General features: G+C 73.3%; 24 protein-coding genes. 14 read left to right on the plus strand and 10 right to left on the minus strand.

The features are described 5' to 3' along the window. The first annotated feature begins 1 nt into the window (after window position 1). The gene (locus M6G08_RS29690) at window positions 2–685 is read left to right on the plus strand and encodes a TetR/AcrR family transcriptional regulator (protein WP_272590190.1); all 684 of its coding nucleotides are present in this window, start codon (window positions 2–4) and stop codon (window positions 683–685) included. Here M6G08_RS29690 and M6G08_RS29695 read toward each other — a convergent pair. Next, window positions 673–2,175: an LVIVD repeat-containing protein gene (locus tag M6G08_RS29695; RefSeq protein WP_272590191.1), complete on the minus strand. Its 1,503-nt coding sequence runs from the start codon at window positions 2,173–2,175 to the stop codon at window positions 673–675. The two genes, M6G08_RS29690 and M6G08_RS29695, sit on opposite strands and share 13 nt — an antisense overlap. 223 nt (window positions 2,176–2,398) lie before the next feature. On the opposite strand from M6G08_RS29695, the gene M6G08_RS29700 reads away from it, so the two are divergent. Then, window positions 2,399–3,055, plus strand: coding sequence for a DUF305 domain-containing protein (locus M6G08_RS29700; RefSeq protein WP_272590192.1), 657 nt, complete (start codon window positions 2,399–2,401; stop codon window positions 3,053–3,055). An 18-nt stretch (window positions 3,056–3,073) separates the two neighbouring features. Here the strand turns inward: M6G08_RS29700 and M6G08_RS29705 are convergent, their stop codons facing one another. Beyond that, complete coding sequence (locus M6G08_RS29705) at window positions 3,074–3,529, minus strand: DUF6214 family protein (RefSeq protein ID WP_272590193.1); 456 nt, start codon at window positions 3,527–3,529, stop codon at window positions 3,074–3,076. Window positions 3,530–3,753: 224 nt separating this feature from the next. Here M6G08_RS29705 and M6G08_RS29710 point away from each other — a divergent pair, with 224 nt between their 5' ends. Beyond that, on the plus strand, window positions 3,754–5,106 hold the full coding sequence (locus M6G08_RS29710; protein WP_272590194.1) for an FAD-dependent oxidoreductase: 1,353 nt from the start codon (window positions 3,754–3,756) through the stop codon (window positions 5,104–5,106). 16 nt (window positions 5,107–5,122) lie between these two features. On the opposite strand, the gene M6G08_RS29715 is transcribed toward M6G08_RS29710, so the two are convergent. Next, window positions 5,123–5,485 carry an ArsR/SmtB family transcription factor gene (locus M6G08_RS29715; protein WP_272590195.1) on the minus strand — a complete coding sequence of 121 codons (363 nt, stop codon included), beginning with the start codon at window positions 5,483–5,485 and terminating at the stop codon, window positions 5,123–5,125. A gap of 153 nt (window positions 5,486–5,638) precedes the next feature. Here M6G08_RS29715 and M6G08_RS29720 point away from each other — a divergent pair, with 153 nt between their 5' ends. Next, on the plus strand, window positions 5,639–6,718 hold the full coding sequence (locus M6G08_RS29720; protein WP_272590196.1) for an NADH:flavin oxidoreductase/NADH oxidase: 1,080 nt from the start codon (window positions 5,639–5,641) through the stop codon (window positions 6,716–6,718). A 197-nt stretch (window positions 6,719–6,915) separates the two neighbouring features. Beyond that, on the plus strand, window positions 6,916–7,719 hold the full coding sequence (locus M6G08_RS29725; RefSeq protein WP_272590197.1) for a pectate lyase: 804 nt from the start codon (window positions 6,916–6,918) through the stop codon (window positions 7,717–7,719). Here the strand turns inward: M6G08_RS29725 and M6G08_RS29730 are convergent. Beyond that, window positions 7,706–8,470 carry a PaaX family transcriptional regulator C-terminal domain-containing protein gene (locus M6G08_RS29730; RefSeq protein ID WP_272590198.1) on the minus strand — a complete coding sequence of 255 codons (765 nt, stop codon included), beginning with the start codon at window positions 8,468–8,470 and terminating at the stop codon, window positions 7,706–7,708. The two genes, M6G08_RS29725 and M6G08_RS29730, sit on opposite strands and share 14 nt — an antisense overlap. A gap of 118 nt (window positions 8,471–8,588) precedes the next feature. Here M6G08_RS29730 and M6G08_RS29735 point away from each other — a divergent pair, with 118 nt between their 5' ends. The 5 genes from M6G08_RS29735 to M6G08_RS29755 all read left to right on the plus strand — a co-directional run bounded on the left by M6G08_RS29735 (window position 8,589) and on the right by M6G08_RS29755 (window position 14,300). After that, a complete protein-coding gene (locus tag M6G08_RS29735) occupies window positions 8,589–10,271 on the plus strand; it encodes an acyl-CoA dehydrogenase family protein (RefSeq protein ID WP_272590199.1) in 1,683 nt (560 codons plus the stop codon). Window positions 10,272–10,352: 81 nt separating this feature from the next. Further along, on the plus strand, window positions 10,353–11,507 hold the full coding sequence (locus M6G08_RS29740) for a WD40/YVTN/BNR-like repeat-containing protein (RefSeq protein WP_272590200.1): 1,155 nt from the start codon (window positions 10,353–10,355) through the stop codon (window positions 11,505–11,507). A 70-nt stretch (window positions 11,508–11,577) separates the two neighbouring features. Next, the gene (locus M6G08_RS29745; RefSeq protein ID WP_073731225.1) at window positions 11,578–12,255 is read left to right on the plus strand and encodes a uracil-DNA glycosylase; all 678 of its coding nucleotides are present in this window, start codon (window positions 11,578–11,580) and stop codon (window positions 12,253–12,255) included. Further along, window positions 12,252–13,238: an N-acetylglucosamine kinase gene (locus tag M6G08_RS29750; RefSeq protein ID WP_272590201.1), complete on the plus strand. Its 987-nt coding sequence runs from the start codon at window positions 12,252–12,254 to the stop codon at window positions 13,236–13,238. The genes M6G08_RS29745 and M6G08_RS29750 overlap by 4 nt, the downstream gene beginning before the upstream one ends. Before the next feature lie 138 nt (window positions 13,239–13,376). Next, window positions 13,377–14,300 carry a sirohydrochlorin chelatase gene (locus tag M6G08_RS29755; RefSeq protein WP_272590202.1) on the plus strand — a complete coding sequence of 308 codons (924 nt, stop codon included), beginning with the start codon at window positions 13,377–13,379 and terminating at the stop codon, window positions 14,298–14,300. 88 nt (window positions 14,301–14,388) lie between these two features. On the opposite strand, the gene M6G08_RS29760 is transcribed toward M6G08_RS29755, so the two are convergent. Continuing rightward, window positions 14,389–15,426: a lactonase family protein gene (locus tag M6G08_RS29760; RefSeq protein WP_272590203.1), complete on the minus strand. Its 1,038-nt coding sequence runs from the start codon at window positions 15,424–15,426 to the stop codon at window positions 14,389–14,391. Window positions 15,427–15,602: 176 nt separating this feature from the next. After that, window positions 15,603–17,093: an FUSC family protein gene (locus M6G08_RS29765; protein ID WP_272590204.1), complete on the minus strand. Its 1,491-nt coding sequence runs from the start codon at window positions 17,091–17,093 to the stop codon at window positions 15,603–15,605. A gap of 207 nt (window positions 17,094–17,300) precedes the next feature. On the opposite strand from M6G08_RS29765, the gene M6G08_RS29770 reads away from it, so the two are divergent. The 3 genes from M6G08_RS29770 to M6G08_RS29780 all read left to right on the plus strand — a co-directional run bounded on the left by M6G08_RS29770 (window position 17,301) and on the right by M6G08_RS29780 (window position 19,469). Then, window positions 17,301–17,777 carry an Lrp/AsnC family transcriptional regulator gene (locus tag M6G08_RS29770; protein WP_272590205.1) on the plus strand — a complete coding sequence of 159 codons (477 nt, stop codon included), beginning with the start codon at window positions 17,301–17,303 and terminating at the stop codon, window positions 17,775–17,777. 20 nt (window positions 17,778–17,797) lie between these two features. Next, complete coding sequence (locus M6G08_RS29775) at window positions 17,798–18,493, plus strand: HAD family hydrolase (RefSeq protein ID WP_272590206.1); 696 nt, start codon at window positions 17,798–17,800, stop codon at window positions 18,491–18,493. A 235-nt stretch (window positions 18,494–18,728) separates the two neighbouring features. Next, window positions 18,729–19,469: a DUF4142 domain-containing protein gene (locus M6G08_RS29780; protein WP_272590207.1), complete on the plus strand. Its 741-nt coding sequence runs from the start codon at window positions 18,729–18,731 to the stop codon at window positions 19,467–19,469. A 28-nt stretch (window positions 19,470–19,497) separates the two neighbouring features. Here M6G08_RS29780 and M6G08_RS29785 read toward each other — a convergent pair whose 3' ends face one another. Then, window positions 19,498–20,283 (minus strand): LysR substrate-binding domain-containing protein, encoded by a 786-nt coding sequence (locus M6G08_RS29785; protein WP_272590208.1) that lies wholly within the window; start codon window positions 20,281–20,283, stop codon window positions 19,498–19,500. A 58-nt stretch (window positions 20,284–20,341) separates the two neighbouring features. On the opposite strand from M6G08_RS29785, the gene M6G08_RS29790 reads away from it, so the two are divergent. Further along, window positions 20,342–20,740 (plus strand): DUF5997 family protein, encoded by a 399-nt coding sequence (locus tag M6G08_RS29790; RefSeq protein ID WP_272590209.1) that lies wholly within the window; start codon window positions 20,342–20,344, stop codon window positions 20,738–20,740. A 37-nt stretch (window positions 20,741–20,777) separates the two neighbouring features. Here M6G08_RS29790 and M6G08_RS29795 read toward each other — a convergent pair whose 3' ends face one another. The 3 genes from M6G08_RS29795 to M6G08_RS29805 form a co-directional block, all read right to left on the minus strand. After that, on the minus strand, window positions 20,778–21,269 hold the full coding sequence (locus M6G08_RS29795) for a DUF1360 domain-containing protein (protein WP_272590210.1): 492 nt from the start codon (window positions 21,267–21,269) through the stop codon (window positions 20,778–20,780). Beyond that, complete coding sequence (locus tag M6G08_RS29800; protein WP_272590211.1) at window positions 21,256–21,666, minus strand: DUF2267 domain-containing protein; 411 nt, start codon at window positions 21,664–21,666, stop codon at window positions 21,256–21,258. The genes M6G08_RS29795 and M6G08_RS29800 overlap by 14 nt, the downstream gene beginning before the upstream one ends. 101 nt (window positions 21,667–21,767) lie before the next feature. After that, window positions 21,768–22,940: an MGDG synthase family glycosyltransferase gene (locus M6G08_RS29805; protein WP_272591475.1), complete on the minus strand. Its 1,173-nt coding sequence runs from the start codon at window positions 22,938–22,940 to the stop codon at window positions 21,768–21,770. Window positions 22,941–22,993 lie beyond the last annotated feature (53 nt).

Here is a 22,993-nt window from a genome sequence, read left to right on the forward strand (position 1 = left end):
GATGTCCCCGCGCAGCGCCTCGGTCAATGAAGAGTTGCGGAGGCGTTCGAAGGAGCGGCTTCTGCATGCCGCGGTGGAGCTGGTGGGCGAGCACGGGTACGAGGCGACCACCCTGGGCGCCATCGCCGACCGGGCCGGTTCGGCGCGCGGTCTGGTCTCGTACTACTTCCCCGGCAAGCGGCAGCTCGTGCAGTCCGCCGTGCACCGGCTGATGCACCGCACGCTGGAGGAGGCCCTGGAGCGCGAGCCGCGCACCGACGAGGGGCCGGAGCGGATGGCACGGGCCATCGACGCGGTCCTGGGTCTCGCCCGGGACCGGCCCGTGCTCATGCGCCAGCACATGGCGGGCCTGCTCCAGGCCGAGGTTGGTTTCGTGCCGTGCCCGGAGCAGCGGCGGCTGGCCGAGCTGTTGCGGGACACCGTGGCCCGGCACGGCTCGCGGGACGTCGACCGGGACTACCCGATGCTGCGGGCGCTGCTGATGGGGGCCGTGTTCGCCGCCCTGGTGCCGGGGGTGCCGATGCCCGTGCCGGTGCTGCGCGCCGAGTTGTTCAAGCGCTACCGGCTGGAATGGGGGCTGGGTGCCCCGCCGGACGCCGAGGCGCCCGGCGGGACGACGTGCGACACGGACCTGTCGCGGTTCTTCGCGACCGGTGGGCCCGGCCGGCCGGCTCAGTCGAAGTAGTCCGGCTGCGTCTGCGTGTTCAGCTCACGCAGGTGGACCCGCTTGGCCGGGTCGGTGCGCCGGTCGCTGAGCTTGAGGACGTCGAAGCCCTTGGCGATGTCGTTCGAGTAGATGTAGCCGTTGTAGTAGTACGCCGACCACGAGCCGCCGGTGGAGATGGTCTCCGTGCTCAGCGGGCCGCGCTCGAAGTAGGCGATCTCCTTCGGGTGCTCGGAGTCGGTGAACTCCCAGACGGAGACGCCGCCCTGGTACCAGGCCTGGACCATGATGTCGCGGCCCTTGACCGGGATCAGCGAGCCGTTGTGGGCGACGCAGTTCTCCGTGTCCGCCTGGTGGCGGGGGATCTTGAAGTAGCTGCGGAAGACCAGCTCGCGGTGGTCTCCCCGGCCGACGATGTCGTAGATGCCGTCGGCGCCGCGGTTCGGGCCGACCTCCGCGTTGCAGGTGGCGGCGCCGCCGCCGCCCAGCTCGTCGGTGAAGACGACCTTGTCCGCCTTCTGGTTGAAGGTCGCCGAGTGCCAGAACGCGAAGTTGACGTTGTCCTGGACGCGGTCGATGACCTTCGGGCGCTCGGGGTCCTTGATGGAGAACAGGATGCCGTCGCCCATGCAGGCGCCCGCCGCGAGGTCCTTCGAGGGCAGGACGGTGATGTCGTGGCAGCCGGTGGTCTTGGAGACGCCCGGGTTGACCGGGCCGCCCGGGTTGCCGCCGCCGTCGGGGCCCTCCCCCGGGAACAGCACCGGGAAGTCCACGACGGCCGCCCGCTCGGGCGCCTTGCGGGGCACCTTGATGACGGAGATGCCGTCGTGCGGAGGCTGGCAGTCCGGGTAGGCGGCGTTCGGCGAGTACGAGGAGACGTAGACGTAGACGTTCCTGCGCTCGGGCACCAGCGTGTGGGTGTGGGAACCGCAGGCGGTCTCGACGGCCGCCACGTACTTCGGGTTCCGCTTGTCGCTGATGTCGAAGACCTTCATGCCCTCCCAGGAGGACTTCTCGGTCGCCGGCTGCGTGGTGCTGTTGCAACTGCTGTCGCTGCGCGAGGAGTCGGTCGACAGGAAGAGCAGGTCTCCGGAGACGGAGATGTCGTTCTGCGAGCCGGGACACAGCACCTGGGCGACGGTCTTCGGCTTCTTCGGGTTCTTGATGTCGAAGATGCGGAAGCCGTCGTAGTTGCCGGCGAAAGCGTACCGGCCCTGGAAGGCCAGGTCCGAATTGGTGCCGGGCAGCGCGTCCTTGGGGATGTTGGCCAGGTGCTCGATGTTGTCCGAGTGGACTATCCGGTCCACGCCGGGTATCTCGCCGCCCTCGATGGCGTCGCGCGCTTCGGCGCGGGCGCTCTTGGACACCTCCTTCGACTTCGCCGGGGCGTCCCCGGGGTCGGGGGTCGCCACGGCCGGACCGGCCGTGAGCAGCGCGGACAGGAGACCGGCGGCGGCCGCCGCGACTCCCAGGCGTCTGCGCCGCGTTCGCGGGTCGCTCAACAGGATCACTGTTTCCTCCCTACGTCCGTTCCGACGGAACGGTTCACGCACCACCGCAGTATCGTCTTCGCCATGCTCATACCAACAGGGGGCAACGGGCTCGTGATGAAGTTTTTTGATCAGTGACACGCGGAAGCGTGCTAAGACGGTCATCGCACTCACGAGGTGCTCCGCCGCACGAGGCGCTCCACGCCCCTGCCCCAGGGGGACGAACAAGCCACAGGAGGTCGTTGTGTCCTTCCGCTCCGCGTCGACCCGCGCGTCGCTCGTCACGGCCGCACTGACCACGCTGGCCGTACTCGGGCTCGGGGCCTGCGAGTCCGGCACCGACGGGGGGAAGGCGGCCGCGGCCGGGCCCTCGGTGATCGCTCCCGGCGAGCCGGGCGGTGAGAACCGGACGCTCTCCGCCGAGGAGGCCCAGAAGCAGCGCGCCGACGACGACTCCCCCAACTCGGCGGACGTCTCCTACGCGCGGATGATGATCCAGCACCACGCCCAGGCCCTGGAGATGACCGAGCTGGCGCCGGAGCAGGCCGCCTCCAGCCAGGTCAAGAAGCTCGCCGAACGGATCTCCGCGGCCCAGGGGCCGGAGATCGGTGCGATGAGGGGCTGGCTGAAGACCCACGGCGAGAAGGAGACGGACGGCGGGCACGACCACGCCGCGATGCCGGGCATGGCGACCGGGACCCAGCTGGAGAAGCTGCGCGAGGCCCGGGGCGAGGCGTTCGACCAGCTCTTCCTGACGCTGATGATCACTCACCACGAGGGTGCGATCACCATGGCGACCGACGTCAAGTCGCAGGGCAACAACGTGCGGATCGAGGAGATGGCCGACGACGTGGTGGCCCAGCAGACCAGCGAGATCTCGCGGATGCGCCGGATGCTGTGACGGTCCGCCGGCCGACCGTCAGCGACGCGCGCGGCGCGGGGCCAGGAAACCCTCGTCGCGCGCCTGGCCGATCAGTCTGAGCGACCTGCGCCGGCTGTGCCCGGTAGCGCGCATCACCGCGAGGACCGGGTCGCCGCCCTCCTCCCGGGCCGCCCGGTACTCCCGCGCGACGAGCCGGCGCCCCTCCCTGCCGCCCGGCCAGGCGGGGCGGGCGCGCCGCGAACCGGGCGACGCGGCCGCACAACCGCCCGGCACGCAGGCGTCGAACAGCGGACTCTCCAGCCAATCGGCGAGTACGGCGAGGTCGTCGAGGGACAGCGGCGGCCGGGCCCGCACGTCCTCGACGCGCACCCCCCGACCGGACAGCACGGCGAGCGCCTCCAGCCGGGCGCCGTCGGCGAAGGTGAGCCGGACGTCGAACCACGCGGTGGCGGTGGCACCCTCGCGCACCACCCAGGTCTGCCGCACGGACATCTCGCCGTCGTCCGGACAGCGATCGGAAAGCTGAAGAGAACGATCAACGATCGATGCGTCGGGCATACACAGAAAGTAACCGCATGATCACATTCCATACGAACGGAACACGCACGGAACACGCGCCGTTCACCGGGCGCAGCACCCTGTCAGCGCAGCGGGGACGGTGGGATGCTGGAGACCCAGCGACCTGACTCCGCCCGCCCCGGACAAGGAGTTCCGCCGTGCTGCGTGTCGCCGTCGTCGGCTCGGGACCGAGCGGGTGCTACACCGCGCAGAGCCTCGTCCAGCTCGGCCAGGAGGTGCGCGTCGACGTCCTGGACCGGCTGCCGTGCCCGTACGGGCTGGTGCGGTACGGCGTGGCCCCCGACCACGAGAAGATCAAGTCACTCCAGAACGCCCTGCGTACGGTGCTGGAGCACGAGCGGGTGCGGTTCCTCGGCGCGGTCCCGGTCGGCAGCGGCGGAGTACCGGCCGCCCGGCTGCGGGAGCTGTACCACGCGGTGGTGTACTGCGTGGGCGCCGCCGCCGACCGGCGGCTGGGCATCCCCGGCGAGGACCTGCCGGGCAGCTGGTCGGCGACCGAGTTCGTGTCCTGGTACAGCGCCCATCCGGACGCCGTGGACGCGGGGTTCCTGAGCGGTGTGCGGTCGGCGGTGGTGATCGGGGTGGGCAACGTCGCCGTCGACGTGGCGCGGATGCTGGTGCGCGGGGCGGCGGAGCTGCGGGGTACCGACGTTCCGCAGGCCGCCCTGGACACCTTCGCCGCCGGCCGGGTGTCCGATGTGCACATCGTGGGCCGCAGGGGGCCTTCGCAGGCCCGCTTCACCACCAAGGAACTGCGCGAGCTGGGCGCCCTGCCGGACACGGCCGTGCTGGTGGAGCCGGCCGAGCCGGCGCTGGACCCGGCGTTCCGTGACCCCTCGGGGCTGCCCGGCACGCGGCGCCGCAACGTGGAGGTGCTGCGGGGCTGGGCCGGCCGGCCCGCACCGGACGCCGCCCGCCGGCTCCGCCTGCGCTTCTTCCTGCGCCCGGTGGAGCTGATCGCGGGCGCCGACGGCCGGGTGGGCGCCGTGCGCTTCGAGCGGACCCGGCCGGACGGGCGCGGAGGAGTCACCGGCACCGGGCGCTACGAGGAGATCGAGGCCGGGCTGGTGCTGCGGTCGGTGGGCTACCGCGGAGTGCCGCTGGAAGGACTGCCGTTCGACGCCGCGAGCGGGACGGTGCCGCACCGGGCGGGGCGGGTGCTGCGCGCGGATGCCGTCGCGCCCGGCGAGTACGTGGCCGGCTGGATCAAGCGGGGCCCGACGGGGGTCATCGGCACCAACCGGCCCTGCGCGAAGGAGACGGTGACGTCCCTGCTGGCGGACGCCCCCGCACTCGTACGGCGGGACCTCCCCACGGGTGATCCCCTCGGACCGCTGCGGGCCGAAGGCGTCGAGCCGGTCGAGTGGAGCGGCTGGCGGGGCATCGAGCGGGCCGAGGCGGAACTCGGGGCCTCACTGGGGCGGCACGTCGTGAAGCTGTCCGACTGGAAGTCGCTGCTGGCGGCGGCGCGCGGGGCGGCGGTCCGATAGCTCCTCGCGAACGCCGTCAGCCGGTGCCGAGACGGGCGGCCTGACGGGCCGCCGCCGCCAGCAGGGCGTCCAGCAGCCCCGGGAACAGCGCGTCCAGGTCGTCCCTGCGCAGGCCGTTCATCTTGGCCGTGCCCCGGTAGGTCTGCCGGATCACCCCGCTCTCCCTCAGTACCCGGAAGTGGTGCGTGGTCGTGGACTTCGTCACCGGCAGGACGAAGTGGGAGCAGGACAGGAGCGCGTCACTGTCGGCGGCGAGTTCCCGCACGATCCGCAGCCGCATCGGATCGGAGAGCGCGTGCAGCACTCCTTCCAGCCGGATGTCGTCGCGCGCCGGGTGGGGCAGAGCGCGGGTGCCGGCGGCGGGAACGGCGGGGGTCACGGCGGCTCCAGTTGGTCCGGGAGGGGCCCACTGTCCGGCAGGGGCTCCGACTGAGGCCTCATTGTACGAAAGGCATCGTAGTTTGACACCCGTCGTACTACGAGGGTTATCGTACGACCGTTCCTTCCGCCCCGACCAAGGGAGCAGCCCGCCATGAACGCCCTCTTCCAGCCCCTCCAGCTGCGCGACACCACGATTCCCAACCGGATCTGGATGTCGCCGATGTGCCAGTACTCCGCCGCGCCGGAGGGCCCCATGGCGGGCGTCCCGGGCGACTGGCACTTCGCGCACTACGGCGCCCGCGCGGTCGGCGGCACCGGGCTGATCGTCGTCGAGGCCACCGGCGTGTCGCCCGAGGGCCGGATCTCCCCGCAGGACCTGGGCCTGTGGAACGACACCCAGACCGAGGCCTTCCGGCGGATCACGGACTTCCTGCGCTCGCAGGGGACGGTGCCGGCGATCCAGCTGGCCCACGCGGGCCGCAAGGCCTCGACCGCGCAGCCCTGGAAGGGCGGGGCGCCGGTCGGCCCGGAGGCGCACGGCTGGCAGCCGGTGGCGCCGAGCGCGCTGCCCTTCGACGACCGCCACCCGGCGCCGACCGAGCTGGCCTCCACGCAGATCCAGGAGATCGTCGGACAGTTCGCGGACGCGGCCCGCCGGGCCCTCGCCGCCGGTTTCGAGATCGTGGAGATCCACGGCGCCCACGGCTACCTGATCCACGAGTTCCTGTCGCCGCACTCCAACCACCGCACCGACGCCTACGGCGGCTCGTACGAGAACCGCACCCGCTTCGCCCTCGAGGTCGTCGACGCCGTACGGGCGGTGTGGCCGGACGACAAGCCGCTGTTCTTCCGGATCTCGGCGACCGACTGGCTGGAGGAGGGCGGCTGGACACCCGAGGACACCGTCCGCTTCGCCCGCGACCTCCAGACCCACGGCATCGACCTCCTCGACGTCTCCACGGGCGGCAACGCCCCGCGCGTGAGGATCCCCACCGGCCCCGGGTACCAGGTGCCGTTCGCCGAGCGCGTCAAGGCCGGGACCACGCTGCCGGTCGCCGCCGTCGGCATGATCACCGACGCCGGGCAGGCCGAGAAGGTCCTGGCCAACGGCGAGGCCGACGCTGTACTGCTGGGCCGCGAGTTGCTGCGCGAGCCTTCGTGGGGGCAGCACGCGGCGCGGGAGTTGGGCGACGCGGTCCGGATGCCGGACCAGTACGGGTGGGCCGTCTGAGGCGGAACGGCGTGCCAGACGTTGACCAGAAAGCGCTTACCCTCTACGGTCCGTTCATCAGCATGACCGCTGCGGACGCGATGTCCGGCAAGGCTCCACGCCTGCCCCATCGCGTCCACGCGGCGTCGAGCACCATGCACAGCGTTCACACACATGTTCCGTTCCACCCCCACTCCCCCCACGGAAGGGACCCGAACATGACTGCCGCGACACGCCCCCACGGGCGGCGACGCACCGCGACCGGCGCACTGGCCGCACTCGGATTATTAATTGGCATGCTCATGACTACCGGAGCCGCCTCGGCGCAGGCCGCCACCTGGCCGACGCCCAACGGCAGCGAGGGCGTCTCCGCCACCATCCCGGTCTCCGGCACCAAGGACTACGGGATGAAGCGCCTCTACGGCACCGGTGACCTCGGCTCCGGCGGCCAGGACGAGGACCAGGGGCCGATCCTGGAACTGGCTCCCGGCGCCGTCCTCAAGAACGTGATCATCGGCGCCCCGGCCGCCGACGGCATCCACTGCAAGGGCAGCTGCACCCTGCAGAACGTCTGGTGGGAGGATGTCGGCGAGGACGCGGCGACCTTCCGCGGCTCCTCGTCGTCGAACGTCTACACGGTCACCGGCGGCGGCGCGAAGGAGGCCAGCGACAAGGTCTTCCAGTTCAACGGCGCCGGGACGCTCAACGTGTCGGACTTCGCCGTGCGGAACTTCGGCACCTTCGTCCGCTCCTGCGGCAACTGCTCGACGCAGCACAAGCGGACCATCAACCTCGACTCGATCGAGGTGGGCTGGAAGGGCAGCCGGATCGCCGGCATCAACACCAACTACGGCGACAGCGCCACGCTGCGCGACATCACCGTCGTCGGGGACGACGACGGGAAGATCGTCCCGTGCCAGAAGTACATCGGCAACGACGACGGCGACGAACCGGACTCGAACGGCTCGGGCCCCGACGGCACCCACTGCAGGTACGCGTCGTCGGACATCACCTACCAGTGACGCGCATGCGGACCTGCCCGGTCTGCTCCCGCTGGTATCGCGCGTAGGCCTCCCGCAGGGCCGCACCCGGCCAGTCGGACGGGAGGAGTTCGCCAGGCAGGACCGGGTCGGCCAGCAGATGGCGCACGACGGCCGCGAAGGCGGTGAGCCGGTCGGCCGGCCGCCGGACCCGGCCGACCCGGTCGAGCAGCGCCCCGGCCGTGGCTGACCAGGCGTCCAGCGGCCACAGCTCCGCCGCCAGGTCGCGGGCCGGACGGGCCGGGCGCGAGGCGTGGCGCTCGGCCACCCGGTCCAGCTCGGCGGGGAGCGTACGGCACAGGTTGGCGGGGCGCAGCCACACGCCCTCCCGGAGTTCGGCCAGGCGCAGGGCGGTCAGCCGGGCCCGCAGGTCGGCGCGTTCGGCCGCGCCGCGTCCCGTGGCGGTGACCACGACCATCTCCCAGTCGCCCTCCCAGGCGCGCGTGTGCGGGCGCACGGCCTCGTCCTGGCGCCGCTGGCGCTCCAGCAGCCGCTCGCTGAGGCGGTAACCGGTGTCCGTGCGCCGCAGGTCACCGGCGGCGGTCATCCGGCTGAGCGCCGCGCGCGCGGTGGACCCACCGACGTCGAAGCCCTCCACCAGCCGCACCAGTTCCCGGGCCGACAGCTCGGGAGGATGCGCCCCGAGGAGCAGGCTCAGGACCACCGACCGCGCGGACAGCGGGCGCAGTGCGGGGTCGTCCGGGGGCGCGGGCTCGTTCACGGGCGCGGGCACGCGTCGCGCGTTTCCCTGAGCACGTACCGGTCGTCGCTGCACATGGACACGTACTCTACGCGCGTTCGCGGTGTTGCACTATTGCTGCGCCCGCAGCAATAGTGCAACACTCGACGGTATGACGACACTCGCGCAGGACCCGTACGGGGAGTCGGCGGGCCACCCTGAGGGGTACGCCACGCACGACGTCACCAATCAGCCCCCTCCCCTGGCTCCCTACGACGCCTGCGAGGACCCGGCCCTGCTGGAGGGGCTCCGGCGGGAGGGCGCCGGGTGGGCCGAGGAGGAGCTGCGGCGGCTCGGCCTGCGGGCCGGCAGCGCCCAGGCGCAGGAGTGGGGCGACCTGGCCAACCGGCACGAACCCGTGCTGCGCACCCACGACCGGTACGGCAACCGGATCGACGAGGTCGAGTACCACCCGAGCTGGCACCATCTGATGCGGGTGGCCGTCGGCGAGGGCCTGGCCGGCTCCGCCTGGGCGGACGACCGGCCGGGTGCGCACGTCGCCCGCACCGCCGGCGGGCTGGTCTGGGGGCACACCGAGGCGGGGCACGGATGTCCGACGTCGATGACCTACGCCGCCGTTCCCGCGCTGCGCGCCGAGCCGGAGCTGGCGAAGGTCTACGAGCCGCTGCTGACCAGCCGGGAGTACGAGCCGGAGCTGCGTACGCCGAGCGCGAAGCGGGGCCTGCTGGCCGGCATGGGGATGACGGAGAAGCAGGGCGGCTCCGACGTCCGCGCCAACACCACGGCGGCCACCCCGACGGCGGAGTCGGGGGTGTACACGCTGCGCGGGCACAAGTGGTTCACGTCGGCGCCCATGAGCGACGTGTTCCTGGTGCTGGCCCAGGCACCCGGGGGCCTGTCGTGCTTCCTGGTGCCGCGCGTGCTGCCGGACGGCACCCGCAACACCTTCCGCGTCCAGCGCCTGAAGGACAAGCTCGGCAACCGGTCCAACGCCTCGTCCGAGCCCGAGTTCGACGGGACGGTGGCCTGGCTGGTCGGGCCGGAGGGGCAGGGCGTCAAGACGATCATCGAGATGGTCAACTGCACCCGGCTGGACTGCGTCATGGCGTCGGCGACGCTGATGCGCAAGACGCTCGTCGAGGCCGGACACCACGTACGGCACCGCAGCGCGTTCGGTGCCCGGCTGCTCGACCAGCCGCTGATGCGCAACGTCCTGGCCGACCTGGCGCTGGAGTCGGAGGCCGCGACGACGCTCACGCTGCGGCTGGCGGGTGCCGCGGACCGGGCGGTGCGCGGGGACGCGGGTGAGGTGGCGTTCCGGCGGATCGCCACCGCCGTCGGCAAGTACTGGGTGACCAAGCGGGGACCGGCGTTCACCGCGGAGGCCCTGGAGTGCCTGGGCGGCAACGGCTACGTGGAGGAGTCGGGCATGCCCCGCCACTACCGCGAGGCTCCGCTGCTGTCGATCTGGGAGGGCTCGGGGAACGTCAACGCCCTCGACGTGCTGCGGGCGCTCGGCCGCTCCCCCGCCACCGCGCACGCCCTCTTCGACGAACTGGCCCTCGCTCGCGGGGCCGACGCCCGGCTGGACGCGGCCGTGGCCCGACTGGAGGCGGGGCTGGCCGAGGCGTCGGAGACGGGTGCCCGCCGCCTGGTGGAGCTGATGGCCCTCACCCTCCAGGCCTCCCTCCTGGTCCGGCACGCCCCGCCCGCGGTCGCCGACGCATTCTGCGCGAGCCGGCTCGGCGGCGACTGGGGGCACGCCTTCGGCACGCTGCCGTCCGGGGCCGACCTCGGCGGCATCCTGAAGCGCGCCCTGCCGCAAGAGGACTGACGGCCCGCGCCGCACAACCTCCGCGGACCTCGACATCACCGCGCTGACCTGCGGCGGCGCCCTTTCCAGAGGTGACTGTCAGTGCCGGGGTGCAGACTGGCCCGTGTCCGAGACGAAGGCGTCGACGAGGACGCCGCGGAGGTGATCGGCATGACCGAGGTACTGCTCGCCGTGGGCACCCGCAAGGGCCTGTTCATCGGGCGCCGGCGGGGTGGCACCTGGGAGTTCGACGAGAGTCCCTACTTCAACGCGCAGGCCGTCTACTCGGTCGCCCTCGACACCCGCGGCGACACCCCGCGGCTGCTGGCCGGCGGCGACAGCGCCCACTGGGGTCCCTCGGTGTTCCACTCCGACGACCTGGGACGGACCTGGACGGAGCCGGCGCAGCCGGCCGTCAAGTTCCCCAAGGAGACCGGCGCTTCGCTGGAGCGGGTGTGGCAGCTGCACCCGGCCGCCGCCGAGCCGGACGTGGTCTACGCGGGCACGGAACCGGCCGCGCTGTACCGCTCGGAGGACCGGGGCGAGAGCTTCGAGCTGGTCCGGCCCCTGTGGGAGCACCCGTCCCGGTCGCAGTGGGTGCCGGGCGGCGGTGGCGAGGGGCTGCACACCGTCCTCACCGACGCCCGGGACCCCGGGTTCGTCACGGTCGCCGTCTCGACCGCCGGCGTGTTCCGCACGACGGACGGCGGCGCGAGCTGGGCACCGTCCAACTCCGGTGTCTCCGCGGTCTTCCTGCCGGACCCGAACCCGGAGTTCGGCCAGTGCGTGCACAAGGTGGCGCGGGACGCGGCGGCCCCGGACCGGCTGTACCTGCAGAACCACTGGGGTGTGTACCGCAGCGACGACGCCGGCGCGCACTGGACGGACATCGGCGAGGGGCTGCCGTCCACGTTCGGTTTCGCGGTCGCCGCCCATCCGCATCGCGGGGACACCGCTTACGTCTTCCCGATCAACGCCGACGCGGACCGGGTCCCGGCGGACCGCCGCTGCCGGGTCTTCCGCACCGCCGACGCGGGCAGGAGCTGGGAGCCGCTGTCGTCGGGACTGCCGCAGGAGGACCACTACGGCACGGTGCTGCGCGACGCGCTGTCCACCGACGACGCGGAACGGGCCGGCGTCTACTTCGGCAACCGCAACGGCGAGGTGTTCGCGTCGGACGACGACGGCGACAACTGGCGGCAGTTGGCCTCCCACCTGCCGGACGTGCTGTGCGTGCGGGCCGCGGTCGTCGGATGAAGCGGACCGGGGGGACCGGCCCTGGCCACCGGTTGATCGGCGTCGCCCGTACGGCAGTAGGGTGACGCCCGTGGCACCACGACCCTTGCATGAGATCGTCGAAGCCGGCTGGGCGAACGCCCTGGAACCCGTCGCCGGGCGGATCACCTCGATGGGTGAGTTCCTGCGCGCGGAGATCGCCGCCGGACGCACCTATCTACCCGCCGGCGCGAACGTACTGCGGGCCTTTCAGCAGCCCTTCGACGACGTCCGGGTCCTGATCGTCGGTCAGGACCCCTATCCCACCCCCGGACACGCGGTGGGGCTGTCGTTCTCGGTCGCGCCCGAGGTGCGTCCCCTGCCCGGCAGCCTCGTCAACATCTTCCGGGAGCTGAACACCGACCTCGGCCTCCCGCAGCCCTCCAACGGCGACCTGACCCCGTGGACCCGGCAGGGCGTGCTGCTGCTCAACAGGGCGCTCACCACGGCCCCGCGCAAGCCCGCCGCCCACCGCGGCAAGGGCTGGGAGGAGGTCACCGAGCAGGCGATACGGGCGCTGGCGGCGCGCGGCAAGCCGATGGTGTCCATCCTGTGGGGCCGCGACGCCCGCAATCTGCGCCCGCTGCTCGGCGAGCTGCCCTCGGTGGAGTCCGCCCACCCGTCCCCGATGTCGGCCGACCGGGGATTCTTCGGCTCCCGTCCGTTCAGCCGGGCCAACGACCTGCTGGTCCGTCTGGGAGGTCAGCCGGTCGACTGGCGCCTGCCGTGAGCACCGGCTTCCTCGCCGTCGACTCCGGCGGCTCGGGGCTGCGGGTCGTCCTCGGCACGGCCGGCGACGGCGCGGAGGGGCCGCGGGTGACCGGGCGGCGCGCGTCGCGGGAGCCGGTTCGCACCGGTGCCCGGGGCATCGATCCCGGGCACCTGCTGGGACAGTTGCTGCCCATGGCGAGGGCGCTGGGTGAGGAGGCCGGGGTGGACCGGCTCGGCACCGTCGTCGTCGGGGCCGCCGGACTGGCCACCCTCGGCGACGCGCTGCGCGCCGAGCTGCCGGGTGCGCTGGCCCGGGAGCTGGGAGTGCGGACGGTCGCGCTGGTCGCGGACGCCGTCACCGCCTACGTCGGTGCCCTGGGGCCGCGGGCGGGCGCCGTGGTGGCGGCCGGTACCGGCCTGATCGCGACCGGCACCGACCTGACCCGCTGGCGCCGCGCGGACGGCTGGGGGCACCTGCTGGGCGACTGCGGCGGCGGCGCCTGGATCGGCCGGGCCGGCCTGGAGGCGGCGCTGCGCGCCCACGACGGGCGCGAGGGCGGCTCCGCGCCGCTGCTGGCCCGGGCCGAGGAGCGGTTCGGCCCGGTGGCGGGGCTGCCCGGCCAGGTGTATCCGCGGACCGACCGTCCCGCCGTCCTCGCCTCCTTCGCGCCGGAGGTGGCCGCGTGCGCGGTCGGCGACCCCGTCGCCGCGGGCGTCCTGCGGACCGCCGCCCGGCACATGGCCGACTCGGCCGCCGCCGTGTGCCCGCCGGGGGGCGAGCCCCGGGTCGCCGTCACCGGTGGTCTGCTGAAGCTGGGCGACCCTCTTGTCGTACCGCTGGAGGAGGAGCTGGCGAGGCGGCTGCCGCATGCGCGGCGGACGGCGGCCGCGGGTGATCCGCTGGACGGCTCGGTGCGGATCGCGAACGACCTCACGACCGGCCCATTCACCCTTCCGGGTGATGACAGCATGCTGTGGGTGACGACTGACCCGGACGGCTGAGAATCGGTGTTCCGACGAGGTGAATCGTGCCGATGTCGGCCGATCCGTACATCACTCTTCAGACAAAAACGGACGGATACCGCTCACCTGCACCCTCCCCGAACAGGGAAACCCGGGAAACCAGTAACATGCGGCGCCATGAGCTCCCCCACTGGGCCCGCGTCCGGCCTGCCAGTACGAATGCCGCGCCCCCGCCAGCCCGGACGGCACCGCCGTCCCGAACCTCTGGTGGCTCCCGAGGGCGCGCCGGCGCTCGTCCTCGCGGTTCCGGGGACGCCCAGTAGCGCCACCCGGGGCCTCGCCGACGAGGTCATCAGCATCGCCCGTTCCGAACTCCCCGGCCTCGACGCCCGCGTCGGCTGGCTCGACGGGGACGACGAGGAGTTCCTCACCCTGACGACCGTCCTCGCGTTGGCCGCCGAGGAGCGCACCGCCCGCTACGAGCAGGCGGTCGCCGCCGGCCTGGAGGTGAAGGAGCCCGAGGGCCCCGTCGCCGTCGTCGTGCCGCTGCTCGCCGGCCCGGACGGGGCGCTGCTGCGCCGTATCCGCCAGGCCGTGATGGACAGCAAGGTCGCGGCCGAGCTGACCGATGTGCTCGGCCCGCACCCGCTGCTGGCCGAGGCGCTGCACGTGCGGCTCTCCGAGGCGGGCCTGGCGCGCGCCGACCGCGCCCGGCTGTTCACCGTCGCGACCGCCGCGGACGGCATCATCCTGGCGTCCGTCGGCGGTGACGAGGCCGTGCAGACGGCCGGGATCACCGGCATGCTGCTCGCCGCGCGCCTCGCCGTGCCGGTGATGGCGGCGGCCCTGGACGAGGAGGGCTCGATCACCTCCGTGGCCGAGCAGCTGCGCTCCTCGGGCTCCCAGCAGCTGGCGCTCGCGCCGTACCTGATCGGCCCGGAGATCGAGGCGTCCCTGCTGGAGGAGGCGGCCAAGGAGGCGGGCTGCTCCACCGCCGAGCCGCTCGGCCCCTACCCGGCGATCGGCAAGCTGACGCTGGCCAGGTACACGACGGCGCTCGGCATCTCGCCGCAGCAGCCGCAGGGTGCGCCGGTACGCTGACGCGCACCGCGCGCGAGACACGCAGGACGCACTGGACACGCAGGGCGAAGGGCCCGCTCCGGCGACGGAGCGGGCCCTCGGCCGTTCTTCAGCCGAAGACGATGCAGGACGCCGCCGGCAGCGCGAGGGAGCCGGCGCGTCGGGGCACCCCGGTCTCGGGGTCCAGGGCGAACCAGGTCACGTCGCCCGAGCGTTCGTTCGCGGCGTACAGGAAGCCGCCCGACTCGGCGATCTCCCGCGGCCAGTGCCCACCGCACGGCACGGTCGCGGTCAGCCGCAGTCCGTCCGGCTCCACCGCGAAGACGGACAGGACGTCCTCGCCCCGGGTCGCGGTCCACACGAAGCGGCCGTCGGGCGAGACCACGATGCCCGAGGGACAGGCGTCACCGGCCGGGGCCCCGGGCAGCACCGGCACCTCGGTGAGCGGTCGCAGTACGCCGTCGGCGGCCTCCCAGCGGCAGACGGTGACGGTGGGCGCCAGTTCGTTGACCACGTAGGCGCGGGTGCCGTCGGGGTGGAAGGCCAGGTGGCGCGGGCCGGAACCGGGGCGCAGCGCGACTTCCCGGTGCACGGCGGGGGCGCCGTCCTCCAGGGTGCAGACCCGCACCGAGTCGGTGCCGAGGTCCACGCTGACCGCCCACCGCCCGCTCGGGTCGGGCCGCACCTGGTGGGCGTGGGGCCCCTGCTGGCGCTGGGCGTGCGGGCCCGAACCGGTGTGCTTCAGGATGCCGGACGCGGCCCGGGCGAGAGTGCCGTCGGGGCGGACCGGCACGGCGGTGACGCTGCCGGAGCCGTAGTTGGCGGTCAGCACGTGTCCGGCGTAGAGGCCGAGGTGGGTGGGGCCGTCGCCGCCGACGGGCACCGGGCGGCCGGCGGGTTCGGGTTTGTCCCCGGTCACGTGGAAGGCGGCCACCGTGCCCTCGGCCGTCTCGCTGACCGCGTAGAGCGTGCCGCCGTCGGGGGCCAGGGCGAGGTAGGAGGGGTCGGCCAGGCGGTCCGTACCGCTCAGGACCGTCAGCGCGCCGGTGCCGGGCGCGACGATCGCCGTGACGATGCCGGGCCCGCCGGCCGCCGTGAACGATCCGATGAACGCCCGCCGTCGCCGCGTCTCGCCGTCGTCTGTCACCAGTGACCCCTCTCGTCTCGCCTCGTGCCGCCGTCCCGCCCCGTGCCGTGCCGTGCCGTTCGTCCGGCACCTCGCCGGGCGCCGGACGATCGTGTCGACTCGTCGTCTGCCCCGGGGCGACGGTAGCAGTCGATCAGCTCAGGTCTAGACCAAATGGGTGATGCGGGCCGGACGGCTCAGGCTCCGGCGAGCGGCGATCCCGAGGGGGCGCGCAGGGGCGCGGCGAGTTCGGCCAGGGCGTGTTCCAGGCCGTGGAGGTGCGCGAGGGCGGGTTCGGCGGCTCGGGGTCCGCTCGCGCGGGCCGGGACGGAGCCGCCGCCGGTGAGCGCCTCGACCGCGTTCTCGACACGCCAGCAGGCGGCGGTGAGCCGTGCGTCGTGCGAGGCCTCCGGGTCGGCGGCGACGGCGACCAGGCCGCGGATCTCCCGGGCGCAGTCGTCGAGCAGGGCGAGCACGCGGCGGGCACGGTGCTTGCGGCCGCGCACCGGGTTCAGCGGGTGCACGAGCGGGGCGAGGGACAGCCGTACCCGTCCCAGCAGCTGCTCCAGTTCGGCCACGCGCGGCGCGGGGTCGGCGCCCTCGGTGCCGGCGAGCCGGGCGGCGGCCTCGGCGGTGCAGGCGTGGACGCAGCGCAGGGCGCGCTGGATCCACGCGTCCGTCACGGCGTGCGTGGTGACGGGGAGGACGAAGAGCACGGCCAGCACGGCACCGAGCGCCCCGACGCCGGTCTCGACGAGCCGCAGGGCGAGCAGCCCGGGGCTGAGGAAGCCCAGCAGACCGTAGAGCAGCTCCGCGAGCAGGGTGACGCAGAGCATCATCCAGGTGTAGGAGACCGCGGCGGTGTAGAAGATGCCGAAGACGCAGGCGGCGGCGAGCACGGCCGTGGGCACCGCGGCCCCGGCCAGCGGGAAGGCGATCAGGAAGCCGAGGGCGATGCCGACGACCGTGCCGAGGACCCGGCGGAAGCCGCGGACCAGGGTCTCGCCGCGCGAGGTGGTGTTGACGAAGACCCACCAGGTGGCGCCGACCGCCCAGTACCAGCGCTGGTCGGACACCAGCTGCCCGACGACCAGGGCGAAGCCGGCGCCCGCGGTGGCCTGGACGGCCTGGCGGGTGGTGATGCGGGCGAGCCCGGTGCCGGCGGGAGGCGCGGGCGCGGCGGGCGGCGGCAGGCGGCGCTCGTAGCACCACAGGCCGAAGCGCACCGCCGCGGCGGTGGCGACGGAGAGCAGGACGGCGGCGTACATCTCGGGCAGCCGGTCCGTGGTCGCGTGCAGGAACTGCGCGATGAAGAAGGTCATGAAGGCGAACACGCCGAGGCTGTGTCCGCGCGGGCCCCAGCGCCGGGCGTACACACCGGCACCGACGACGGCGAGGAAGGTGAGGTCCCGTGCCACGGGGTGGTCGTGCAGCGCGGCGGCGGCGGTGAGCACGGGCAGGCCCGCCACCGGCAGCAGCACGGTGGTGACCACCTGCCCGCGCACGGTGGCGTCGGTGACGGTGAAGAGCGCGAGCAGCGCGGCGAGCCCGCCGATCACCGCGCCCACCAGGGAGGTGCCGGCCAGGCCGCAGACGACGACGGCCAGCCCGATGCCGAGGACGGCCCGCGCGGCGAACCGCAGCCGGGACCGTCCCGGGTCCGGGCTCACGAACACCCTCTTCAGCACTGATTACCGCCCCCTCGCACACTGGCCCCGAGTCACTGGCATGAAAAAGGCGCCGCGGAGTCCGCAGCGCCATCGACACTCCTATAGGAGCATCTCTTCCACCAGTGGCTCAACAGGCTCATCCAGGAGTGGGCCATTGGTACAGTATTCACGGCACCCCTACGGCCACGAACGAGCCAATGGCCGACGAAGGAGGTCGCGTACGCCGTGGCCGTGGACGAGCTGGACACCCGCATCCTGCGACTGCTGCTGGAGCAGCCGCGCACCAGTGTGCGCGAGTACGCCCGCGTCCTCGGGATCGCCCGCGGGACCCTCCAGGCCCGCCTGGACCGCCTGGAGCGAGACGGAGTGATCACCGGCACCGCACCGGCCCTCTCCCCCGCCGCCCTGGGTCATCCGGTGCTCGCGTTCGTGCACATCGAGGTCACCCAGGGGCACCTGGACGATGTGGGCGAGGCGCTGGCGGGCGTGCCGGAGATCGTCGAGGCCTTCTCCACCACCGGCGGCGGGGACCTGCTGGCCCGGGTCGTGGCCCGCGACAACGCGCACCTGGAGGACGTGGTCCAGAAGCTGATCAGCCTGCCCGCGGTGGTGCGCACCCGCACCGAGGTGGCCCTGCGTGAGCGCGTCCCGCACCGGCTGCTGCCCCTGGTGGAGTCGATCGGGCGTTCGGCGCGGAAGTGACCCTTGGCATCCTGGACCCCATGAGCACTCTCGGTGGCATCTCGGTCGTCTTCGATCTCGACGGAACTCTCGTGGACAGCGAGCCGAACTACTACGAGGCGGGCCGGCGGACCCTCGCCGAGTACGGCGTCCCAGGCTTCACCTGGGCGGAGCACGAGGAGTACGTGGGCATCAGCACCCAGGAGACGGTCGCCGACTGGAAGCGGCGCTACGGCCTGCGCGCCCCGGTGGAGGAACTCCTCGCCGTCAAGAACCGCCACTATCTGGAGCTGGCCCGCACCTCCGCGCACGCCTACCCCGAGATGCGGAAGTTCGTCGAGCTGCTGGCGGACGAGGGGGTGCCGCTGGCGGTGGCGTCGGGGTCGTCGCCCGAGGCCATCGAGGCGATCCTGTCCCGCACCGGGCTCGACGCGCGGCTGCGCACGGTCGTCTCGGCCGACGAGGTCGCGCGGGGCAAGCCGGCCCCGGACGTCTTCCTGGAGGCGGCCCGCCGGCTGGGCGCGGACCCGGCCGACTGCGTGGTCCTGGAGGACGCCGCACCCGGTGCCGCCGCCGCGCACGCGGCCGGCATGCGCTGCATCGCGATCCCGTACGTCGCCGCGCAGGCGGACGCCCCGGAGTTCGCCACCGCCGGGCTGCTGGTGCGCGGCGGCCAGTCGGAGTTCACCGCCCGGGCGGCGTACGAGTGGCTCGTGCGGACGGTGCGGGCCGCCTGACCGCGCGTCGTACGCGGACCGGATCGGGCGGCACCTTCCCCGAGTCTCTCCGGTCTCTCCGGTCTCTGCGGTCTCTGCGGTCTCTGCGGTTTCTGCAGTTTCTCTGATCTTTTTGGTCTCTCCGGTCTCTGCGGTTTCCCTGGTCTCGCCGATTTTTTGCCCGGGGAAGTGATCCGTTCGCCGTCCGTGTCCGTATCTCCTGGTGTCCGAGCCTGTCCTCGCTCCAGGAGGCACGATGCGCATCACGCGCACCAGGGCAGGGGCCGCCTTCACGGCCGGCGCCCTGGTCCTCACCCTCACCGCGCTCGCCTACCCGACGATGCTGGGGGTGCGGAACACGGGCAGCGACCAGGCCCGCATCATCACCAACACCGTGTACGGGCCGCTCACCGAGGCCGACCGGGACTTCGTGGTGAAGGTGCGGGCGGCGGGGCTGTGGGAGCACCCCCTGGGGCTGATGGCGATGGAGCGGGGGACGACACCGGAGATGAAGGAGGCGGGCGAGCACCTGGTCGTGGGGCACGCCCGGCTCGACGCGACCTGCCGCCGGATCGCGCCGGAGCTGGGCATCACCCTGCCCAACCTTGCCTCCCCGCAGCAACAGCAGTTCGTGTCGACCGTGGACGGGACGACGGGCAGGCAGTTCGACACGACCGCGGTCAACATCATGCGCATCACGCACGGACAGATCTTCCCGGTGATCGCCAAGATCCGCGCCAACACCAAGAACTCCCTGGTGCGGCAACTGGCCGACCAGGCCAACGACACCGTGCTGGACCACATCACGGTGCTGGAGAAGACCGGCCTGGTCAACTTCGACCAGGTCAACTTCCAGCAGTCGGCACCGCCGAACCTCCCCAAGGCGCAGCTCACTCCGCCGGCGCCGCAGCCGGGCGAGCCGGTGCTCTCCCTCACCGCGCCGCCCGGTCTCGAGGTGAACACCTCGGCGCCCAGTCCGAGTCCGACGGTCCGGTGAGGCGGGGGGGGGCGGACGCTTGGAAGCGTCAGCCGCGGCGAGGCCTGCCGCGCCTGGCGCCCTTGCCGCCGCCGCTCTTCCCGCCGCTTCCCGGCTTGCCGCCCGTGCCGCGCCGGGCCCCTCCGGTCTGCTTCCCGGCCGCCGGTTTGCGCCGCGCGGGGGCGGCTTCCGTCCGTTCGCCCTTGCGCGGTGCCGGCGCGGGCTGCCGGCCCCGGGTGCTGTTGACGGTCCGGCCCCGGACGATGCCGATGAAATCCTCCACCCGGTCCGTGTGCGCGTCCTCGGGCCAGGACAGCGCCACGCTCGACCCGGGGGCGTCGGTGACCGTCCGGTACGTGAGGTCCTTGCGGTGGTGCAGCCGGGCCAGCGACAGGGGCGCCAGCAGTACGCCGATGCCGGCGGCGACCAGCTCGACGGCGTCCGCGGTGGTGGCCGGGCGCTCGAACGCGGGCCGGCCCGGTGGCCGCTCCCAGCCGAGGACGTCGTCCAGGGGGTGCAGCACGATCTCGTCGGACAGGTCCTCGACGGTCACCTCGTCGGCCGCCGTGACGAGGTGGTCCTTCGGGATCACCACGACGGTGGTCTCGGTGTAGAGCGGGATCGCGCTGAGCACGGTCCGGTCGACGGGCAGCCGCACCAGCCCGGCGTCGGCGTCGCCGCCCAGCAGTACGCCGCCCGCTTCGGCGGCGGGGACCTGGGTCAGGGCCAGCGGGACGTCGGGCAGCCGCTCGTTCCAGATGCGCACCCATTTGTCGGGCGTCACCCCCGGGACGTACGCGAGCCGGAACGAGGGGGTTTCTTCCGAGCCTGTCACCGGGCCAGGTTACCGGGCGTGGTCCGAGGCCGCTCACATGCTCGATACCCTTGACACCATGACGTCGCACCAGAACACCCAGACCATGAAGCCCGCGACCGCGGCGAAGAAGCTGGGTGTGTACCTCGAGGCCACACCCGCCGAGTTCCGGGAGGGCGTCGTCACGCGCGCCGAGCTGAACGCGCTCCAGACCGACCCGCCCGCCTGGCTGCGGGACCTGCGGCGCGACGGCCCGCACCCGCGACCGGTGGTGGCGGCCAAACTGGGCGTCTCCATCGCGGGGCTGCACCGGGGCGGGGTGGCCGAGCCGCTCACCACGGAGCAGATCGAGGCGCTCAAGGAGGAGCGACCGGAGTGGCTGGAGCGGGAGCGCGCCGTCCAGGCCGATGTGCGCAAGGAGGCGGCCCGGGTGAAGAAGCTGCACGCCGAGCGCGCGGAGCGGGCCGCGCGGGACTGACCGGCCGCCACGCCGGGTCAGCCTCGTTCGGTCCCGCTCATCCCTCGGCCTCCTGCTCCGTCACGCTCCACGCGTACTGCAGCCAGTCCGACACCACGACGGCACTGAGGCCGGCGGCCACCAGCCGGGCGGCCCTGGGTGCGACGGCGTAGGTGCCGACCAGCCCGCCGGCCACCCAGGTGGACGCGCAGAACGGACAGGAGACCAGATCGCCGACGGCACGCCGCAGGCCCTTGCCGCGCGGGGCGTCCATCACCTCACTGGCCTCGCCCTCGCGCTCACGCCGGGTGAACGGCGCCCGCAGGAAGCTGGTGACCTTGTCCTTGGTCAGCAGCCGGGACACCTTGAACGTCGCCGCCCCCAGCATGGCCACGTCCCAGGCGGGGACGGTGTCGGGCAGTCGCAGCCCGCGGCGCCACGCCGTCACGGCGAAAACCCCGGCCCCCGCCGCGAAGGTCGTCGTAAGGGCCGCGTATCCCCCGAGCGGGGTGTCCTCCCCGCCGTCGTAGTGCCGTTCACCGTCCGTCATGGGTACCTCCTTGGGAACCGCCCCTTCGGCCGAAGAGGTCGGCGCAGTCCTCGGGCAGCTGGGCGAGGAGGTGCTCTACGCGGTCGCCGGGCACCGCTTCGCCGAGGGTGGAGAGCACGGCGCCCGCGTCCCATTCCGCGGTGCGTGGCCGGGCGCCGGTCTGCTGGGCCACACGCCGCAGGAACTCCTCGCGGCCGAACGTCTCGGGACGCCCCCGTTCCAGGCGCAGCGCCTCGTCCAGGGGTGCGGGCAGGTCGGGGGCGAGGCTCGCGGCCTCCTCCGGCCCGATGCGGGAGGCGACCACCCACAGGACCGCAGTACTGACCTGCTCGGCCTCGTCCGCGCTGTGGTACTCACCGCGGTCGCGGACCAGGGTCAGGAATTCGTCGAGCCGCACGGCGTCGCCTCCTCGGCCGGTTCTCGCCGTCGGCCGGGTGCCCCGCGGCTGGACGGAGAAACGGGTGCGCGTTCGCGGCCGGGTTCCCTCCGCGGGGCCCCTCACGGCCGGGCGCGTTCGGCTTCGGCTTCGGCTTCGGCTTCGGCTTCGGCTTCGGCTTCGGCTTCGGCTTCGGCTTCGGCTTCGGCTTCGGCTTCGGCTTCGGCTTCGGCTTCGGCTTCGACTTCGACTTCGGCGAGTATCCGGGTCAGGGCGTCGTTCGTGAACAGCGCGTGTCCGGTGGCGATCCGCTGCCGCCGGGCCGGGCCGGACGTGGTGAGTCGGCGCAGTGCGCCGAGCAGCGCGGTGTCGTCCTCGGCGACCTCCGACACACCCAGCGCGGCCATCCGCCGGACCCCGTCCGCGCCGTGCCCGGGGATCGGACGGTGCCCGACGACCGGCAGCCCGGCGGCGAGCGCCTGTACGGCGGTCTGGCCGGCGGCGTTGTCAACGAGGGCGCCCGCCGCGTGCAGCAGGCCGGGCATGTCCGTCACCCAGCCCAGCGCGAGCACGCCGGGTGTGCCGGACAGGCCGCGGCGCAGCCGCTCGTTGTCCCCGCAGAGCACGACCGGCAGGAACCCGTTCCCCGCCAGGAGCCGGACGGTGGCGTCCAGGCGGGATCCCACTCCCCAGGCGCCCGCGGAGAGCACCACGGCGGGCCGCCCGGGCGCCAGCCGGTAGAAACGCTCCCGCCACCCGTCGGCGCCGGGCGCGTCGGCGAAGAACTCCGGGGCGACGACGGGACCGCACGTCTGCGCGGGGGTGCCGGTACTCTCCCGCACCTCGCGCGCCGCGTCCTCCGTCAGGCACAGGCAGCGGTCGTTGCCCGGGTGGAGCCACTGCCGGTGGATCGCGAAGTCGATGACGAGGACCACGCTGGGCACGGACAGCAGCCCTCGGGCGCGGAGGTGGCCGGTGAGCTGGGCGCCGAGGTGGAAGACGGGGACGACCACATCGGCGCCCGAACGTTCGGCCAGCTCCCGCAGCCGGCCGGCGGCGAGTCGGGCCAGGGGGGTCCCGCTGGGGCGGTGTCCGCTGCCGGGGCGCAGGAAGAAGCGGTAGAGGGCGGCGTACGCCCAGGGAAAGTGGCGCACCGACCCCCGGTAGAAATGCCGCAGCGCGGTGCCCAGGCCGTACGGCAGCAGCGCGAGGACGTCGACGATCCAGGCGTCGCCGCCGCGTTCCCGGGCCCGGCGGGCCAGTTCCGCGGCGACCGTGTCGTGCCCGGCGCCCATGCTCGCGCTGACCACGAGCACCCGCCCGCCTCCCCGCGGCGGGCGCGCGGAGG

It is taken from the genome of Streptomyces sp. M92, from assembly GCF_028473745.1.
Lineage (GTDB): Bacteria > Actinomycetota > Actinomycetes > Streptomycetales > Streptomycetaceae > Streptomyces.